4 protein-coding genes are annotated in these 4,185 nt (G+C 61.4%); 1 reads left to right on the top strand and 3 read right to left on the bottom strand.

Annotated elements, in window-relative coordinates:
* Positions 1 to 1,832: DUF3418 domain-containing protein (locus AC1D1X_RS17015; RefSeq protein ID WP_477698720.1), on the top strand; the 1,832-nt coding region annotated here is incomplete at its 5' end.
* Positions 1,833 to 2,002: 170 nt separating this feature from the next.
* On the opposite strand, the gene AC1D1X_RS17010 is transcribed toward AC1D1X_RS17015, so the two are convergent.
* From AC1D1X_RS17010 to AC1D1X_RS17000, 3 genes are all read right to left on the bottom strand, one after another.
* On the bottom strand, positions 2,003 to 2,161 hold the full coding sequence (locus tag AC1D1X_RS17010; protein WP_457282741.1) for a DUF3309 family protein: 159 nt from the start codon (positions 2,159 to 2,161) through the stop codon (positions 2,003 to 2,005).
* A gap of 388 nt (positions 2,162 to 2,549) precedes the next feature.
* On the bottom strand, positions 2,550 to 3,725 hold the full coding sequence (locus AC1D1X_RS17005; protein WP_477671670.1) for a pyridoxal phosphate-dependent aminotransferase: 1,176 nt from the start codon (positions 3,723 to 3,725) through the stop codon (positions 2,550 to 2,552).
* Between the two features lie 111 nt (positions 3,726 to 3,836).
* On the bottom strand, positions 3,837 to 4,185 hold a 349-nt coding region (locus AC1D1X_RS17000), incomplete at its 5' end, for a LysR substrate-binding domain-containing protein (protein WP_477698719.1).

Below are 4,185 nucleotides of genomic sequence, written 5' to 3'. Positions count from 1 at the left end.
GTGTAGACCCGGTGACGGCGCGCGAGATATTCATCCGCGAAGCGTTGGTCGCTGGCAACTGGGACACCAAACTGCCTTTCCTCGCGGCGAACCTGAAGCTGATCCAGCAGGTGCAGGATCTGGAACACAAAGCCAGGCGCCAGGACGTGCTGGTGGACGAGGAACTGATCTACGCTTTTTATGACCAGCAACTCCCGGCTGGCGTACACAGTGGTGCAAGTTGCGAACATTGGTACAAGGAGGAAGTCAAAAAGCAGCCGCAGCTCCTGCTCTTGACGCGCGAAGAACTGATGCGGCATGAGGCTGCAGGCATTACCACCCAGTCGTTTCCCAAGACACTGCGAATGGGCGGCGTGGATTGCCTGGTGACCTACCTGCACGAACCCGGCGACGCGCGCGATGGCGTGACGGTGGACGTGCCATTGTTCGCGCTCAACCAGGTTAATGAAGAGCGCTGCGAGTGGCTGGTGCCCGGCATGCTCAAGGACAAGGTCCAGGCGCTGATCAAGACGCTGCACCAGCGCCCGCGCTCGCGCCTGGTGCCCTTGCCCGACACTGCCGCCCGCATGACGGAGCAGTTGCTGCAGCCCGAGGTGTTCGGCAGCGGCTCGCTGACTGACGCGGTGCTCAAGCTGGTGCGCGACGCGACTTCGCTGGACGTCAAGCGCAATGACATGAAGCTGGACATGCTGCCGCCGCACCTGTTCATGAACTTCCGCATAGTCGACGAGCATGGCCGTCAGCTGGGTGCGGGCCGTAACCTGGGCGCGCTCAAGGGCGAGCTGGGCTCGCAGGCACGGGGTGCCTTCCAGGCGCTGGCGGGACTCAAAAACCTGGCAAAAGCACCCGAATCTGGGTCCGAAAAGACGTTATCCCCCGAAAATTCAGTATCAAATCGGCCTCCAGCCCAATCAGGACGCGCGCAAGCAGCTCCTGAAAAGATAGCGCCCAGAGCGCCGGAGCGCTACACCAGCTGGAGCTTTGGCGAGTTGCCGGAGCTGATGGAAATCCGCAAGGGTTCGCAGACGCTGATCGGGTTTCCGGCGCTCATTGATCTGGGCGACGCGGTGACGATCGAGGTGTTTGACGAACCCGATGTGGCGGCCGCGAAGCACCGCGCCGGCTTGCGCCGGCTGTTCTCGCTGCAGATCAAGGATGCGCTGAAGTACCTGGAAAAGAACCTGCCTGAACTGCAGAAAATGGCCACCAGCTACATGCTGGTGGGCCGCGCCGCCGACAATTCCGGCGGCGGTACGCTGGAGGAATTGCGCGAGCAGATCATCGAAGTGGCGTTGGACCGCGCCTTTTTGCTCGACCCGTTGCCGACGCACGAAGCCGAGTTCAAAAAACGCATCGACGATGGGCGAGGGCGCCTGACCTTGATTGCCAGCGAGGTGGCCCGGCTGGCTGCCGGCATCCTGACCGAGTTCGCTGTGGCCCAACGCAAGATCAAGGACACTAAAAATGCCGCCGAAGCCGCGGCAGATGCCGCCCAGCAACTGCAGCGCCTGGTACCCAAACGCTTTCTGACGGCCACACCTTATGGGCAACTGCAGCACTTCTCACGCTACCTCAAGGCCATCACGTTGCGGCTGGAAAAATGGCGCGCCGACCCGGCACGTGATGCTGCACGGATGGCCGAGTTGCGACCGCAGGAGCAGCGTTACTGGCGGCTGGTGGCTGAGCGAAAAGGCGCGGTGGATGCGCGCATGCAGGAATTCCGCTGGTTGCTGGAAGAGCTGCGTGTGAGCTTTTTTGCGCAGGAGCTGCGCACACCGCAGCCGGTCAGCATTAAGCGGTTAGAAAAGGTTTGGACTCAGCTCAATAGCTGAGTCCAGACCTTTCAGCGAAGGCTAACAACTGCCGAAGGCTTGTTATGCCGCAGCTAAAAAGCGTGGCAGCAACTGAATAGTTGAAACAGGCTTGTGAGATGGGAGCGCAAAAAAATGGCCTTGCTATGCAAGGCCATCTTCCCTGGTGAATCACCAACGGAAGGTGCGGACTAGATGCGTCCCATCAGCAGCAGGATGACCAGGATCAACACCACCAGGCCGACACCCCCGCTGGGCCCGTAACCCCAGCTCCGACTGTGGCCCCAGGTAGGCAATGCACCGACGAGGATAAGAATAAGAACGATCAGCAGAATGAGGGATAGGGACATTTGAAGCACTCCTTGTTATGTGAAGTGATTGTTTCCCGGTGCGGGGCGCAAACAAGCAGGATGAGCACCTGTCCAGCCGTCGGCAAATACTGACAGCCTTGGCTTAGAACCTGTTTGCGGTCTAAACGAGGCCGCGTTGGGGTGCAATCGGCGATGAGTGGGCCGCCCGGGCACGCCGCATGGGCTCATGCCCATGCAAGGGCCTGGGTGGCTCAATCGCGCGATTTCACCCCCAACCCGGAGGGCAAGCGCCTTCTCGGGCGGCCTGCGGCGCTAGCCCATAGCCGAGCTATGGGCATCGCACCGCGCCTTGCATCCCATCCCGAGAAGGTGCTTGCGCGGCCCCGTTTAGACCGTAAACAGGTTCTTTCACGCCGGCTTGCCGCGCTTACAGTTTGGCCAGCCGCTGCAGGGCCGTGTTCAATGTTTCGTCTTTTTTGGCAAAACAGAATCGCACCACACGCTGGTCAAAGCCGTTGCCGTAAAACGCCGACAGGGGAATCGCCGCCACGCCGATTTCGGTGGTCAGCCATTTGCAGAACCCGGCTTCGTCCAGGTCGCTCACGTCGGAGATGTCCACGCACTGGAAGTAGCTGCCTTCGCTGGGCAACAGTTTGAAGCGGGTTTTGGCAAGGCCTTCGCGAAACAGGTCGCGCTTGCGCTGGTAGAAGGCCGGCAGGTCCAGGTAAGGCTGCGCATCGGCCATGTACGCGGCAAGCCCGTATTGCACAGGGGTATTCACGGTGAACACGTTGAACTGGTGCACCTTGCGGAACTCGGTGGTCAGCGCAGCGGGTGCGGCCACGTAGCCGACCTTCCAGCCGGTGACGTGGTAAGTCTTGCCGAAGCTGCTGACAATGAACGCACGCGCGGCAAGGCCTGGAAAACGGGCGGCGCTTTGATGGATGCGTCCCTGGGCCGCATCGAACACCATGTGCTCATAGACCTCGTCGCTGATCAGCAGCACGTCGGTGGGCGCCAGGATGTCCTGCAGCGTGAGCATGTCGGCCTCGGTCCATACCGTGGCGCTCGGGTTGTGCGGCGAGTTGACGATAATCGCCCGTGTCCTGGATGTGATCGCTGCGGAAATCTTGTCGAAGTCGGGCCGGAAGGTGCCTGGCGTGAGGGGAACGCGCACTACGACGCCACCGGCCAGTTCGATGTTGGGCACGTAGCTGTCGTAGCAGGGCTCCAGCACGATGACTTCGTCGCCGGGGTGAACGACGGCCAGGATTGCCGTGATGATGGCCTGGGTGGCGCCGGCAGTGATGGTGATCTCGCTGTTGGCGTCGTAGCGGTGGCCGTAAAGTTTGGCCACCTTGGCCGAGATGGCTTCGCGCAGCGCCGGAACGCCCGTCATGGGTGGGTACTGGTTCAGGCCTTTGGTCATTGCGTCCGTGACGGCGTTGACCAGCTGCGGGTCACACTCAAAATCAGGAAAGCCCTGRCCCAGGTTGACAGCGCCTTTTTCAGCGGCCAAGGTGGACATCACCGTGAAGATGGTGGTGCCGACAGCGGGCAGCTTGGTTTTGAGYGTGGGGGTGCGTTCGAGGATCATGGTCATGATTGAGCTGGATGTGTTTCTTTTACAAGCGGCCGCCGCGGAACCGGCTTTGCCGGGCCGCTTGCGGCGCCCCCTGAGGGGGAGGCGGCCGCAGGCCGCTTCGGGGGGGAGTCAGACCTCATAGTCATTGACACGGCCGGCCATGGCCTTGGTGATCAGGGCGCGGTCCAGCTTGTCGCTGAGCAGTTCGGCGAATTTATAGACGAAATTGCGCAGGTAGGCGCTGCGCTTGAAGGCCACGCGGGCCACGTTGATGCCGAACAGTGGGCCCGCCGCGATGGCGATCAGGTCGCTGTTGGTGCCGTCTTCCTTGATAGCCATCTCGGCGACGATGCCCACGCCCAGTCCCAGGCGCACATAGGTCTTGATGACGTCGGAGTCAATCGCCTCGAGCGCAATGCGCGGCTGCAACCGCTTGGCGGCAAACGCCAGGTCGATCTTGGTACGGCCGGTGAAGGAT

It is taken from the genome of Polaromonas sp. P1_G4 (assembly GCF_056405475.1).
Note: the sequence above shows the minus strand (reverse complement) of the source record. Positions and strands in the feature narration are given on the sequence as shown.